The 13,089-nt window shown below is 70.4% G+C and carries 14 protein-coding genes; 9 read left to right on the top strand and 5 right to left on the bottom strand.

Features of this window, described 5'->3' with window-relative positions:
* Nucleotides 1-167: 167 nt before the first annotated feature.
* Together OHU74_RS06695 and argH are read left to right on the top strand one after the other, a co-directional pair.
* Nucleotides 168-1,361, top strand: coding sequence for an argininosuccinate synthase (locus OHU74_RS06695; protein ID WP_371615040.1), 1,194 nt, complete (start codon nucleotides 168-170; stop codon nucleotides 1,359-1,361).
* 92 nt (nucleotides 1,362-1,453) lie between these two features.
* Nucleotides 1,454-2,884, top strand: coding sequence for an argininosuccinate lyase (gene argH / locus OHU74_RS06690; protein ID WP_371615039.1), 1,431 nt, complete (start codon nucleotides 1,454-1,456; stop codon nucleotides 2,882-2,884).
* Nucleotides 2,885-2,956: 72 nt separating this feature from the next.
* Here the strand turns inward: argH and OHU74_RS06685 are convergent, their stop codons facing one another.
* Both OHU74_RS06685 and OHU74_RS06680 read right to left on the bottom strand, forming a co-directional pair.
* Nucleotides 2,957-3,376 (bottom strand): hypothetical protein, encoded by a 420-nt coding sequence (locus tag OHU74_RS06685; protein WP_371615038.1) that lies wholly within the window; start codon nucleotides 3,374-3,376, stop codon nucleotides 2,957-2,959.
* Nucleotides 3,377-3,609: 233 nt separating this feature from the next.
* On the bottom strand, nucleotides 3,610-4,149 hold the full coding sequence (locus tag OHU74_RS06680) for an HAD domain-containing protein (protein ID WP_371619585.1): 540 nt from the start codon (nucleotides 4,147-4,149) through the stop codon (nucleotides 3,610-3,612).
* A 94-nt stretch (nucleotides 4,150-4,243) separates the two neighbouring features.
* Between OHU74_RS06680 and OHU74_RS06675 the strand changes: the two genes are divergently transcribed.
* The 3 genes from OHU74_RS06675 to OHU74_RS06665 all read left to right on the top strand — a co-directional run bounded on the left by OHU74_RS06675 (nucleotide 4,244) and on the right by OHU74_RS06665 (nucleotide 7,893).
* Nucleotides 4,244-4,795, top strand: coding sequence for a TetR/AcrR family transcriptional regulator (locus OHU74_RS06675; protein WP_371615037.1), 552 nt, complete (start codon nucleotides 4,244-4,246; stop codon nucleotides 4,793-4,795).
* Complete coding sequence (locus OHU74_RS06670; protein WP_371615036.1) at nucleotides 4,792-6,336, top strand: MFS transporter; 1,545 nt, start codon at nucleotides 4,792-4,794, stop codon at nucleotides 6,334-6,336. The genes OHU74_RS06675 and OHU74_RS06670 overlap by 4 nt, the downstream gene beginning before the upstream one ends.
* Before the next feature lie 69 nt (nucleotides 6,337-6,405).
* Nucleotides 6,406-7,893 (top strand): membrane-associated oxidoreductase, encoded by a 1,488-nt coding sequence (locus tag OHU74_RS06665; protein ID WP_371615035.1) that lies wholly within the window; start codon nucleotides 6,406-6,408, stop codon nucleotides 7,891-7,893.
* Nucleotides 7,894-7,907: 14 nt separating this feature from the next.
* Here the strand turns inward: OHU74_RS06665 and OHU74_RS06660 are convergent, their stop codons facing one another.
* Nucleotides 7,908-8,540 (bottom strand): lysophospholipid acyltransferase family protein, encoded by a 633-nt coding sequence (locus OHU74_RS06660; protein WP_371619584.1) that lies wholly within the window; start codon nucleotides 8,538-8,540, stop codon nucleotides 7,908-7,910.
* A 300-nt stretch (nucleotides 8,541-8,840) separates the two neighbouring features.
* Here OHU74_RS06660 and OHU74_RS06655 point away from each other — a divergent pair, with 300 nt between their 5' ends.
* The 3 genes from OHU74_RS06655 (at nucleotide 8,841) to OHU74_RS06645 (ending at nucleotide 11,179) form a co-directional block, all read left to right on the top strand.
* On the top strand, nucleotides 8,841-10,004 hold the full coding sequence (locus OHU74_RS06655) for a glycerophosphodiester phosphodiesterase (protein WP_371615034.1): 1,164 nt from the start codon (nucleotides 8,841-8,843) through the stop codon (nucleotides 10,002-10,004).
* Nucleotides 10,005-10,077: 73 nt separating this feature from the next.
* Entirely contained in the window at nucleotides 10,078-10,635 is a 558-nt protein-coding gene (locus OHU74_RS06650) for an RNA polymerase sigma factor (protein ID WP_371615033.1), read from the top strand.
* Nucleotides 10,636-10,672: 37 nt separating this feature from the next.
* Complete coding sequence (locus tag OHU74_RS06645; protein ID WP_330295492.1) at nucleotides 10,673-11,179, top strand: GNAT family N-acetyltransferase; 507 nt, start codon at nucleotides 10,673-10,675, stop codon at nucleotides 11,177-11,179.
* A gap of 19 nt (nucleotides 11,180-11,198) precedes the next feature.
* On the opposite strand, the gene OHU74_RS06640 is transcribed toward OHU74_RS06645, so the two are convergent.
* Together OHU74_RS06640 and OHU74_RS06635 are read right to left on the bottom strand one after the other, a co-directional pair.
* Nucleotides 11,199-11,573, bottom strand: a complete 375-nt coding sequence (locus tag OHU74_RS06640) for a hypothetical protein (protein WP_330300814.1) — start codon at nucleotides 11,571-11,573, stop codon at nucleotides 11,199-11,201.
* Between the two features lie 64 nt (nucleotides 11,574-11,637).
* Nucleotides 11,638-12,006, bottom strand: a complete 369-nt coding sequence (locus OHU74_RS06635) for a hypothetical protein (RefSeq protein WP_371615032.1) — start codon at nucleotides 12,004-12,006, stop codon at nucleotides 11,638-11,640.
* A 68-nt stretch (nucleotides 12,007-12,074) separates the two neighbouring features.
* Between OHU74_RS06635 and OHU74_RS06630 the strand changes: the two genes are divergently transcribed.
* The gene (locus tag OHU74_RS06630) at nucleotides 12,075-12,746 is read left to right on the top strand and encodes an HAD-IA family hydrolase (protein ID WP_371615031.1); all 672 of its coding nucleotides are present in this window, start codon (nucleotides 12,075-12,077) and stop codon (nucleotides 12,744-12,746) included.
* The last annotated feature ends 343 nt before the right edge of the window (nucleotides 12,747-13,089 follow it).

The raw sequence follows: 13,089 nt of genomic DNA, 5'->3' as shown, positions 1-13,089 counted from the left end.
GCACAATGCCCTCCCCGGATCGCCTCGCCCGCCGATCGTAGGCGGGCGATCGCGGCCGCGCCGCTGATATTCGGGCTGGTCAGGCCCTTGCGCGGGGCACGATTGACGAAACATACGGAGTAGTGCATAGTTATGCCTGTCGTTGAATGCACCGTAAGGAGAAACCCGTGACCGAGCGCGTCGTACTCGCCTACTCGGGCGGCCTGGACACCTCCGTCGCCATCGGCTGGATCGCCGAGGAGACGGGCGCCGAGGTCATCGCCGTTGCCGTGGACGTCGGCCAGGGCGGCGAGGACCTGGACGTCATCCGCAAGCGCGCGCTCGACTGCGGTGCGGTCGAGGCCGAGGTCGCGGACGCCTCGGACGAGTTCGCCAATGAGTACTGCCTCCCGGCGATCAAGGCGAACGCCCTCTACATGGACCGCTACCCGCTGGTCTCGGCCCTTTCCCGGCCGGCCATCGTCAAGCACCTGGTCGCCGCCGCCAAGAAGCACGGCGCCACGACCGTCGCCCACGGCTGCACCGGCAAGGGCAACGACCAGGTCCGCTTCGAGGCGGGCATCGTCGCCCTCGCCCCGGACCTCAAGTGCATCGCCCCGGTCCGCGACTACGCGATGACCCGGGACAAGGCCATCGCCTTCGCCGAGAAGGCGAACCTGCCGATCGCCACCACCAAGAAGTCCCCGTACTCCATCGACCAGAACGTCTTCGGGCGCGCCGTCGAGACGGGCTTCCTGGAGGACATCTGGAACGCGCCGATCGAGGACATCTACGAGTACACCTCGAACCCGGCCCTGCCGCGCGAGGCCGACGAGGTCGTCATCTCCTTCAAGGAGGGCGTCCCGGTCGCCATCGACGGCAAGCCCGTCACCGTGCTCCAGGCGATCCAGCAGCTCAACGACCGCGCCGGCGCCCAGGGCATCGGCCGGATCGACATCGTCGAGGACCGCCTCGTCGGCATCAAGTCCCGCGAGGTCTACGAGGCTCCCGGCGCGATCGCCCTGATCACCGCCCACCAGGAGCTGGAGAACGTCACCGTCGAGCGCGAGCTGGCCCGCTACAAGCGGCAGGTCGAGCAGCGCTGGGGCGAGATGGTCTACGACGGCCTGTGGTTCTCCCCGCTGAAGCGGGCGCTGGACGGCTTCATCAACGAGGCCAACCAGCACGTCACCGGCGACATCCGGATGACCCTGCACGGCGGCCGCGCCGTCGTCACCGGCCGCAAGTCCGACGAGTCGCTGTACGACTTCAACCTCGCGACCTACGACTCGGGCGACACCTTCGACCAGTCGAAGGCCCAGGGCTTCATCGAGATCTTCGGTCTCTCCGCGAAGATCGCGGCGCGCCGCGACCTCGCCTGATTCCACACGCTGTACAAACGGCCTCCCCGTTACCTCCGCGGCGGGGAGGCCGACGCACATCCAAAGTCATGCAGTCATGAGGAGCAGTAGCTGTGAGCAGCAACAACGGTGGTGACGTCCGGCTCTGGGGCGGCCGGTTCGCCGACGGTCCCGCCGAGGCCCTCGCGAAGCTGTCCGCGTCGGTCCACTTCGACTGGCGCCTGGCGCCGTACGACATCGCCGGCTCCCGTGCCCACGCCCGGGTGCTCTCCAAGGCGGGCCTGCTCACGGCCGAAGAGCTCGACCGCATGATCGACGGCCTGAACCGGCTCGAAGCCGACGTGGCGGACGGCTCCTTCGTCGGCACCATCGCCGACGAGGACGTCCACACCGCCCTGGAGCGCGGTCTGCTGGAGCGGCTCGGCGCCGACCTCGGCGGCAAGCTGCGCGCCGGCCGGTCCCGCAACGACCAGGTCGCCACCCTCTTCCGGATGTACCTGCGCGACCACGCCCGGACCGTCGGCGGCCTGATCGCCGAGCTCCAGGACGCGCTGATCGGCCTGGCCGAGGCGCACGCCGACGTGGCCATGCCGGGCCGGACCCACCTGCAGCACGCGCAGCCGGTGCTCTTCGCCCACCACGTACTGGCCCACGTGCAGTCCCTGTCCCGGGACGCGGAGCGGCTGCGCCAGTGGGACACCCGGACCGCGGTCTCCCCGTACGGCTCGGGCGCCCTGGCGGGCTCCTCGCTCGGCCTGGACCCGGAGGCCGTCGCCGCCGAGCTGGGCTTCGAGCGCGGCTCGGTCGGCAACTCCATCGACGGCACGGCCTCGCGGGACTTCGTCGCCGAGTTCGCCTTCATCACCGCGATGATCGGGATCAACCTGTCCCGGATCGCGGAGGAGATCATCATCTGGAACACGAAGGAGTTCTCCTTCGTGACCCTGCACGACGCCTTCTCCACCGGGTCGTCGATCATGCCGCAGAAGAAGAACCCGGACATCGCGGAGCTGGCGCGGGGCAAGTCGGGGCGCCTCATCGGCAACCTGACCGGCCTGCTGGCCACGCTGAAGGCCCTTCCGCTGGCCTACAACCGCGACCTCCAGGAGGACAAGGAGCCGGTCTTCGACTCCTGCGACACCCTCGAGGTCCTGCTCCCCGCCTTCACGGGGATGATGGCGACCCTCACGGTCAACCGGGAGCGGATGGAGGAGCTGGCTCCGGCGGGCTTCTCGCTCGCCACCGACATCGCCGAGTGGCTGGTCAAGCAGGGCGTCCCGTTCCGGGTGGCGCACGAGGTCGCGGGCGAGTGCGTCAAGGAGTGCGAGGGGCTCGGCATCGAGCTCGACGAGCTCACCGACGAGCAGTTCGCGAAGATCTCGCAGCACCTGACGCCGGAGGTCCGCACGGTCCTCAACGTCAAGGGCGCGCTGGCCTCCCGCGACGGCCGCGGCGGCACCGCCCCGTCGGCGGTCGCGATCCAGCTCACGGAGCTCAAGGCCGACCTGGTCATCCAGCACGCCTGGGCCACGCACAAGCAGTAGTCAGTAGTCCGCAGTGCCCCGAGGGGCGGTCGGAGCCTTCGGGCCCCGGCCGCCCCTCCGGCGTGACCGGGGTCAGGGGCAGACGACGGAGACCGAGTACGACCGGTCGCTGTCCACGGCGGCGCTGCCACCGGCGGACGGCGTCGCGGTCCGGATGTAGATCCGGTACGGGCCCGACTCGCCGACCGTGATGGACGAGCTCCCGGCGCCGGGGTCGGAGGGGTTTTCGGTGTTGACCGTGCCCAGCAGGGCGCAGCCGTCGATGTTCACGGTCGTGTCCAGCGCGTAGCGGCCGATGCCGAGGTGCTGGGTCCGGTTGAAGCCGGACCAGCCGAGGATCACCCCGTCCCTGCGGACCTTGGCCCAGGCGCTGTTGGTCGCCGAGCGCTGGGCCTCTCTCGGCTCGGCCGACGCGGTGGACACCGCGACCGCGCCGCCGATCGTGAGCGCCATCGCGGCGGCCCCGAGGGCCAGCTTCTTGGACACGTTCATGGTTCTCTCCCTGCGGATGACGGAAATACCTGCAGGTGAACCCGCCCCGGGTAAGGGCTCACTGGAGAGGAGCCTCCTCCCTCCCCGGCCGCTCGCGGAAGGCCCAGCGGCCACGCTCACTCCAAATGATCAAAGCGTGCGGCGTGAGCGTATTCGTTCTACGGGGGAGTCCTTCATCGAGCCCGTTGACGGTTGCGCATCATCCCGCCCGAACACGGGTAGGACTGCTCGAATCAGCCTTCGGATCCACCGGCCCACCCGGCCAGCGCGTCGAAGTCGGCCCGGACCAGGCCTATCTGCTCGTCGATCCGCATCAGCAGGGCGTGCGCGGGATGGTGCTGCTCGACGTACTCGCGGTCCATGTCCGTGATGTCGTCGTCGATCCAGGCGAAGGGCCGGTTCCCCGCGTACTCCAGGATGTACTGGGTCTTCCAGAAGGTCCCGCGCGGCGCCCGTCCGTGCATCTGCGGCCAGTCGATGTACGGGAGCCTGGGCAGGCCCAGGTGCGGGCCTATCCAGTCGTTCGCCTCGTCCTTCCAGGTGGTCGCCCACACCAGTTCGTACGCGTCCGCCAGCGCGAGCAGCTCCGCGCCGTGGTCCGGATTCAGCCAGACCCGCAGCGGCTTCGCGCTCTCGGCCTGCCGCCAGCCCGTCGGCCGCATCCGGTGCGTGGCGTACCCGGCGGGGCGGCGGTGGGGCTTGGCCGCGTAGGGGTTCAGGGGGCCGTCCACGTCGATCAGCAGCAGCGGCCTGGCGTGCGGGTTCTTCGTCATCTTCGTCATTTCGGAAGGATTCCTTTCGTGCCCCGGTGGGGCACTCCATTTATTCAATGAGACATGGATGTCTCATTCGGGGTATGCTCGTCTCATGGCCATGGATCGTGATCAGGTGCTCCGCTCTGCCGCCGCCCTGCTCTCCCGCAAATCGACCGCGACGATGGACGAGGTCGCGAGAGCGGCGGGCATCGGCCGCGCGACCCTCCACCGGCACTTCGCCGGGCGCGACGCCCTCGTACGGGCGCTCGAAGAGCTCGGCATCCGGGAGTTCGAGGCGGCGTTCGACAACGCCCGCCTCGACGAGGGGCCGGCCCCGGAGGCGCTCAAACGCCTCGTCGCCGAGGCGGAGCCCAACGGCGAGCTGCTGGCCTTCCTCGTCACCGAGAACCAGCTCTTCGAGGGCGACCAGGTCAACGAGGGCTGGGCCCGGCTCGACGCCCGCGTCGGCGCGCTCTTCCGGCGCGGCCAGCAGGAGGGCGACATCCGGATCGACCTGAGCCCCGCATGGCTCACCGAGGCCTTCTTCGGCCTCGTCGGCACCTGCGCCTGGGCCGTCATGGACGGCCGGGTCGCCACCAAGGACTTTCAGTACATGATCACCGAGTTGCTGCTCGGTGGCGCAAGACGGAGTGTGGAGAAATGAGCCGTACCGAACAGCTGACCCAGGCGAAGGGGACGGAGGGCAGGAGTCCGGGGCGCTGGGTCGCGCTCTCCGTGCTCGTCCTGGCCGTCCTGCTGGTCGCGGTCGACGCCACCGTACTCGGTCTCGCCACGCCCTCCCTCAGCGAGGACCTCAAGCCGTCCGGCACCCAGCTGCTGTGGATCGGCGACATCTACTCCTTCGTCATCGCCGGACTGCTCGTCTCCATGGGCTCCCTCGGCGACCGCATCGGCCGCAAGAAGCTCCTCCTCGTCGGCGCGACCGCCTTCGGCGCCGTCTCGGTCCTCAACGCCTACGCGACCAGCCCCGAGATGATGATCGTCGCCCGCGCCCTGCTCGGCGTGGCCGGCGCGACCCTGATGCCCTCCACCCTCGCGCTGATCCGCAACATCTTCCACGACCCCAAGGAGCGCAGCCTCGCCATCGGCATCTGGGGCGCCACCGCCTCCGCCGGCGCCGCCGTGGGCCCGGTCGTCGGCGGAGCCCTGCTCCAGCACTTCTGGTGGGGTTCGGTCTTCCTCATCAACCTCCCCGTGATGATCGTCCTGGTCATCGTCGGCATCAAGCTGCTGCCCGAGTCCAAGAACCCGGTCTCGGGCCCCTGGGACCTGGTCAGCGTCGGACTCTCCCTCGTCGGCATCATCGGCGTGGTCTACGCCGTCAAGCAGGTCGCCACCCACGGCATGGGCTGGGAGGTGTGGGCGGCCGCCGCCATCGGCGCGGGCGCGCTCTACGCCTTCGTACGCCGTCAGTTCACCCTGACCGCCCCGCTCCTCGACATGCGGCTCTTCAAGCACCGCGGCTTCTCCGGCGCGGTCCTCGCCGACCTGCTCACCGTCTTCGGACTGTCCGGACTGGTCTTCTTCCTCTCGCAGTTCCTCCAGCTCGTCCAGGGCCGCGAACCGCTCGAAGCCGGCCTGGCCGAACTGCCCGCCGCCATCGGCGCGGTGGTCACCGGCCTGGTCGCGGGCAAGTACGCCCGCAAGTACGGGGTACGGGCCATCGTGACCGGAGGTCTCGCGGCCATCGGCATCGCCCTGGCCGCGCTCACCGTCATCCACAAGGAGACCGGCTACCCGCTGCTCGGCGCGGCCCTGCTCATCGTCGGACTCGGCGCGGGCTTCTCCTTCACCGTCACCGCCGACGTGATCCTCTCCAGCGTGCCCAAGGAACAGGCCGGTTCGGCCTCGGCCGTCTCCGAGACCGCGTACGAACTCGGCGCCGCCCTCGGCATCGCCCTGCTCGGCTCGGTCGTCACCGGCGTCTACCAGAGCTTCACCGCACCGGCCTCGGTCTCCGGACCCGTGGCCGACGCCGCCCACGAATCCCTCGGCGGCGCCGTCGAGGCCGCCAGGTCGCTGGACCCGGAGACCGCGCAGCGGATGGTCGGCGCCGCCCAGGACGCCTTCGTGGACGGCCTGAGGCTGGCCTCCGGCGTCGGCGCGGCCGTCCTGCTGGCCACCGCGGTGGCCGCCTGGTTCCTCCTCAAGGGCCAGGAGCTCCAGGACGGCATCGAGCACTGACGCCACGCCAGAGGGTGGTGTCCCGCACGGAGTTGACAGTCCGTGGAACCCCGGGACACCATCCCCGCGATGGAGATCACCGAACTGACCCCGGCCGAACGCCGCGTATGGGACGCCTTCCCGCGCGGTGAGGGCGTCGACTTCCGCGAGCACCCCGACGAGACCGGGACGGGCGGGGAGACCTGGGGTCCGGAGCGGACCGTACGCGCCGAGGTGCTCAGTGCGCTGCTGCTCGGTGGCCCCACCGCCGAGGGACAGGTCGCGGGGATCAACATCCGGGGCGCCCGGATCGCCGGCAAGCTGAACCTCAAGTACGCCGTCGTCGAGCACCCGATCCGGCTCCGCGCCTGCTGGTTCGAGCGCAAGCCCCTGCTCTACGGGGCCCAGTTGCGGGTCTTCGTGGCCAACGACTCGACCCTTCCCGGCCTGACCGCCGACACCGTACGGGTCGACACCTCGCTCAGGCTGTCCTGCTGCACGGTCACCGGACCCGTCCGGCTCTCCGGGGCCCGGATAGGGGGCGGCCTCTTCATCCGCCGCGCGGTCATCGGAACCCCGCGGCCCGTCGGGGAGGCCGCGGACGAGCGTCCGGAGCCCCTGCTCCAGGTCAACCACGCGGACATCGGCACCGACATCATCGCCATGGAGCTCACGGTCCACGGCCAGACCCGCATCAACGGCACCACCGTCGGCGGCCAGATCAACCTCGACGACTCCCGGCTGCTGGCCCCCGGGGCCATCGCCCTGCACGCCGAGAACCTGACCGTCGGCACCGACCTGCGGGGCCACCGGCTGGAGGCCCGGGGCATGGTCAACCTCACGGGCACCCGCATACCCGGCCAGCTCTACCTGGGCCGCGCCGTCCTCGGCAACCCCGGCGGAGTCGCCCTGCGCGCCTCCAGCTGCGTCGTCGGCGAGGTATGGCTGAACTCCGTCGCCACGATCCAGGGCATGGTGACCCTGCGCCGCTCCCAGTTCGACATGCTCCTCGTGCCGCCCACGACCTGGCCCGAGAAGATCCGGATCGACGGGCTGACCTACCGCACCCTGGTCCCGCACCTGCCCGCCGAGGAGCGGCTGCCCGCCCTGGAGCGCGAGGAGTCGGGCTACCTCCCGTACGCCTACGAACAGCTCGCCTCGGCCTACCGCACGGTCGGCGACGAGGCCTCCGCCCGGACCGTGCAGCTCGCCAAGCTGCGCCGCCACCGCCGCACCCTGCCCCGGCACGCCCGGCTGTGGGGGCTGCTCCAGGACGCCACCGTCGGCTACGGGTTCCGGCCGCTGCGGGCCGCCGGCTGGCTGCTGGCGCTGCTGGTGACGGGAACGGTCGCGTACTGGTCGCACCATCCCCGGGAGCTGAAGGCGGGGGAGGCCCCGGAGTTCAACGCGGTCTTCTACACGATCGACCTGATGCTGCCGATCATCGGCTTCGGCCAGGAGGCGGCCTTCGCGCCGGACGGCTGGTACCAGTGGCTGTCGTACCTGCTGATCGTGACCGGCTGGGTCCTGGCCACGACGACCGCGGCGGGCGTCAGCCGGTCACTGCAACGGCAGTAGGACCGCTACGGGTGCTACGCGGCTTCCTTGGCCTTGGTCGCGTACATGTCCACGTACTCCTGGCCCGAGAGCCGCATGACCTCGGCCATCACCGAGTCGGTGACGGCGCGCAGCACGTAGCGGTCGCGGTCCATGCCCTCGTAGCGGGAGAACTCCATCGGCTCGCCGAAGCGGACGGTGACCCGGCCCGGACGCGGCATGCCGGCGCCGCCGGGCTGGAGCTTGTCGGTGCCGATCATCGCGAAGGGGACGACGGGCGCGCCGGTCATCAGGGTCAGGCGGGCGATGCCGGTGCGGCCGCGGTACAGGCGGCCGTCGGGGGAGCGGGTGCCCTCGGGGTAGATGCCGAAGATCTTGCCCTCTTCGAGGATCCGGCGGCCGGTCATCAGGGCGGCGACGCCGCCGTTGGCTCCGTCCCGGTCCACGGGGATCATGCCCGAGCCGGTGAAGAACCAGGCCATGGCGCGGCCCTTGATGCCCTTGCCCGTCACGTACTCGTCCTTGCCGATGAAGTGGACCGTGCGGTCGCACACCAGCGGCAGGATCATCGAGTCGATGAAGGTGAGGTGGTTGCCCGCCAGAATCACCGGCCCGGTGCCCGGGATGTTCTCGATGCCCTCCACGCGGGTGCGGAACATCAGGCGCATGACGGGTCCGACGGTGGCTTTGATGAGGCGCGTACGGAACAACGTGGGCCCTCCGGCATCGAAAAGCGGTTCGCAACCACCACACGGCGGTGGTGCAGGTGAGGACGATACTCGCGGGTCAGCTCTGATCGCACATCGGGTTCACGAGGTGGATACGCAGTGTTGACGCACGTTTCCGCCATGTTCCGCCCGCGCACCCCCGCCCGCCACCACCCCTTGCCTACCATCGGCACGCGGATTCGGGCCGTAGGACCCGGAGATCCCGGGATCCCGGCCCCTTTCGGATGGGGAGTGGCATTCATGACGCAGGGTGGGGCAGCGCGGCGCACGGTACTGGGGGCGGCCGTGCTGGCGGCGGGCGGCGCGGCGGTCGGGCTCACGGCGGGCGCCGGAACGGCTGCGGCCGCGACGGGCGGCCGCAATGGAGGCTACCGGGACCTGCCGTCGCCGACGATCATCGGCCACCGGGGCACCGCCGGATACCGGCCGGAGCACACCTTCGGCTCCTACCAGCTCGCACTGGACCTCGGCGCAGACGTGATCGAACAGGACCTCGTGCCCACCAAGGACGGCCACCTGGTGTGCCGTCACGAGAACGAGATCGGCGGCACCACGGACGTCGGCGACCACGCCGGGTTCGCCTCCCGCAAGACCACCAAGACGGTCGACGGGGTCGCGGTCACCGGCTGGTTCACCGAGGACTTCACCCTCGCCGAACTCAAGACCCTGCGCGCGAAGGAACGCATCCCCGCCGTCCGCCAGCGCAACACGCTCTACGACGGCCGCTGGGCGGTCCCCACCTTCGAAGAGGTGCTGCGCTGGGCCGACCGCGAGGGCCGGGGCCGCGGGAAGAAGATCTGGCTGCACGTCGAGACCAAGCACCCCAGCTACTTCCGGGCCCTGGGCCTCGGCCTGGAGGAGCCCCTCGCCAAGCTGCTGCGCCGCTACGGGCGCGACGGGCGCGGAGCCCCGCTCTTCCTGCAGTCCTTCGAGCCCTCCAGCATCCAGCGGCTCTCCCGGCTGGTCTCCGCCCCGCGCGTGGTGCTCCTCTCCGCCGCGGGCACCCGCCCGTGGGACTTCGAACTGGCCAAGGACCCCCGTACGGTCGCCGACCTCGTCAAGCCCGAGGGGCTGAAGTGGATCGCCGGCTTCGCCCAGGGCATCGGGCCGACCATGGACCTGATCCTGCCGCGCGACGCGGCGGGCAGGCTCGGCGCCCCGACCACCCTGGTCGCGGACGCCCACGCGCAGGGGCTGATCCTGCACCCCTACACCGCGCGCAACGAGAACACCTTCCTGCCCGCCGAGTACCGCAAGGGCACCGACCCCAACGCCTACGGCGATGCCTTCGGCGCCTTCAAGAAGTACTTCGAACAGGGCATCGACGGCATCTTCACCGACCAGGCCGACACCGGACTCCTCGCGGCCGAGGCCTTCCGTCCGGGCCGGGGCGTCAACCCGTAGCCGGTGCTTCTCGTACGAGTGGGCCGCGCCCGGCGGGGAAACCGCCCGGCGCGGCCTTCGCGTCCCGCCCGGCATGGACCTGCTGAAGGCTGACCTCCTCGACAAGCTCCGCCCCCTGCTCCGTGCCGAAGCGGCCGCGGAGGCCGCCGGTACCGGGGTGGACGCCGCCGACCTCGAACAAGCCGTCTGGGTCAGGCTGCTGGAGCACCGGCGCACCCTCGCGGAGCCGGCGGACTGGCTGCGCCGGGCGGTACGGGCGGAAGGCCGCCGGGCGCGGCGCCGGGCCCGGCGCGAAGTCCCGTACGACTCCCGCCACCACTCCGTGGACGGCCCCCGCCGGCCGTCCGGCGCCGACGGCGGTAGCAGCTCCGGCGCGGAACCGGAAGACGCCCTTCTGCACGGCGAGGAGAACCGGGCCCTCCGATCGGCGGTCGCCCGATTGCCCGGAAGGTGTCCGGAGCTCATGAGGGCACTTCTGTCGCCCAGGGACCTCACCTACCGTGAAATCGCAGGAGAGTTGGGTATCTCACAAGGAAGTTTGGGGCCCGTCCGTTCCCGTTGCCTGGGATGTCTGCGCAGAATGCTGGCCGTAGAGGTTGCGGCTCCCGTCCTGCGGGGAATGGAGCGGTAGACCAAAAGGCCACCAGGTGAGCGGGAGGCATGCGCACATGGGCATGAGCGTGACCATTTCGGCGGCAACTGCCGAGGATGCCGAGCAGATCATCAAGTTGCAGTACCTGGCTTTCCAGAGCGAAGCCGAGCTGTACGGCAACTACCTCATCCAGCCGCTCACCCAGTCCCTGGACTCCCTCAAGGCGGAGCTGGCCTCGGACACCGTCCTGGTGGCCCGGCTCGGCGGCGAGATCGTCGGGGCCGTGCGCGGCAACGTGGACGAAGAGGGCACCGGCAAGATCGCCAAGCTCTGCGTCCACCCCCGGCTCCAGGGCCACGGCCTCGGCGCCCGGCTGCTGAAGGCGGTCGAGGCCGCCCTCTGCGGGTTCGACGGGACCACCCGCTTCCGGCTGTTCACCGGCCACAAGAGCGAGTCGAACCTGCGGCTCTACCGCAAGGCCGGCTACACCCAGGTCGGCGGGCGCACCGCGTCCGACGGCGTCCGCCTGGTGATCCTGGAGAAGGAGGCCAAGGAGGCCACCGACTTCGCGGTCAGCGCCTAGCGACTGCAGCGGTTAGCGGTTATCGCTTGGCCCGGAGCCAGAGCATTCCGGTGATCGGCAGGATCACCGGAATGAACAGGTAGCCCATCCCGAAGTCCGACCACACGGTCGAGTCGGGGAAGGACTCGGGCCGCACCAGGGTCCAGGTGCCCACGACGAGGACGCCGGTCAGCTCGGCGGCGCAGCAGATCAGCGCCGCCTTGCGGGCCGCCTCCCCGCCGCGCACCAGCGAGTACGTGATGAAGCAGTAGACGAGTGCGGCCAGGCCGGTCAGCGTGTAGGGCAGCGGCGCCTGGTCGAACTCGGTGGAGATCTGGTAGACCGAGCGCGAGACCGCGCCGACCGTGATCACTCCGTAGAGCCAGACCAGCAGCACCCCCGGCCCGGTGACCAGACGCTTGCGGTCGGCGGGCGCAGTGGAGCCCGTGCCGGTGTCCGAGTCCGTGTTCGCGTTCGTGTCAGGCACCGGCGTTTCCCCAGATGTCGTAGAGCCGTACTTCGAGCACGGCGAGGACGACCGCCCCCGCGGCCACCGTCACCGAGCCCCACTTGGTCCGCTCGGTCAGCGAGAGCATCCCGGCGGCCGGGATCGTGGCGAAGGCGCCCACCAGGTAGGCCACGAAGAGCACCGTGCCCTGTTCCGGCTTCTCGCCGCGGGCGAGCTGCACCAGGCCGACCACCAGCTGGCCCAGGACCAGGACGGTCACCACGGCCATGCCGATGAAGTGCCAGTCCTTGGTCGGCTGGTCCCGCCAGGCGGCGAAACCGCACCAGGCGGCGAGGGCGAGTGCGGCCGCGCCGATGGCGACCGTCAGGGCGTCGAGCATGCAGCGAGGGTATTACGGGCCGAAAGACCCGATGCGCTCACCCCTGCTCCGGGGCTTTCCTGGAAGGCATGAAGCTGCAAGGGAAGCACGGCCCGCAATTCGACGCGCTGCTGTTCGACAACGACGGCACGCTCGTCTCCTCGATGGAATCGGTGCACCGCTGCTGGACCCGCTGGGCCCGGGAGTACGGGATCACCGAGGAGGCCTTCGCCGCCGTCGAACTGCACGGCCGGCCGGCCGCCGAGATCATCGCGGACCTCCTCCCCGAAGGGGTGCGGGACCGGGCCCTGGCCCGGATCGAGGCCCTGGAGGTCGAGGACGTGGCCGGCGGTGTCGTCCTGCTCCCCGGCACCAAAGAACTGCTGTCCGCGCTGCCCGCGGGCCGCTGGGCCGTGGTCACCTCGGCGACCCGCCCGCTCGCCGAGGCACGGCTGCGCGAGGTGGGCATCGACTTCCCCGAGATGGTGGCCGCCGAAGACATCACCCGGGGCAAGCCCGACCCGGAGCCCTTCCTGCTGGCGGCCGCCCGGCTCGGCGTGGATCCGGCCCGCTGCGTGGTCTTCGAGGACGCCCCCGCAGGGCTGGCCGCGGGCCGCGCGGCCGGGATGACGACGGTGGCCTTGACCACAACGCACACCGCGGCCGAGCTCGAGGCCGACGTGGTCGTCCGGGACCTGTCGGCCGTGTCCGTGCTGGTCGGGGCCGGGGGGATGAGCGTCGAGACGGAGGATTCCGCCTGACCGAGGTTGTCCGGTATGTGGCCGAAATCCGTCCGCTATTCGGACATCTTTGATCGGTCACGGGAATCGTCTGGTTTACTGGGCCCATGACCACGACGAGCAGCCGCACCCTTGCGACCGAGGCGACGATGACGCCCGGTGCTCGTTGTATGTGTCGAATGCGCGCCTTCTGAGGGCCCCCTTCCCGCACTCTCGCGCCCCGAAGCGAGACCCGGCGAGCTCCATCCGCGCCACGCATTCCATGTGAACCCGGATCGCTCCTGCCCCGCGCACGCGCCGACACCGCCGTTTTCGGACGGTTCGAGCCGTATCGCGTCCCCAGATGTTTGCCCCGTGCCCGGCA

Source organism: Streptomyces sp. NBC_00454, assembly GCF_041434015.1.
Lineage (GTDB): Bacteria > Actinomycetota > Actinomycetes > Streptomycetales > Streptomycetaceae > Streptomyces.
The sequence above is the reverse complement of the archived record's forward strand: the minus strand, read 5'-3'. Positions and strand labels throughout refer to the sequence as shown.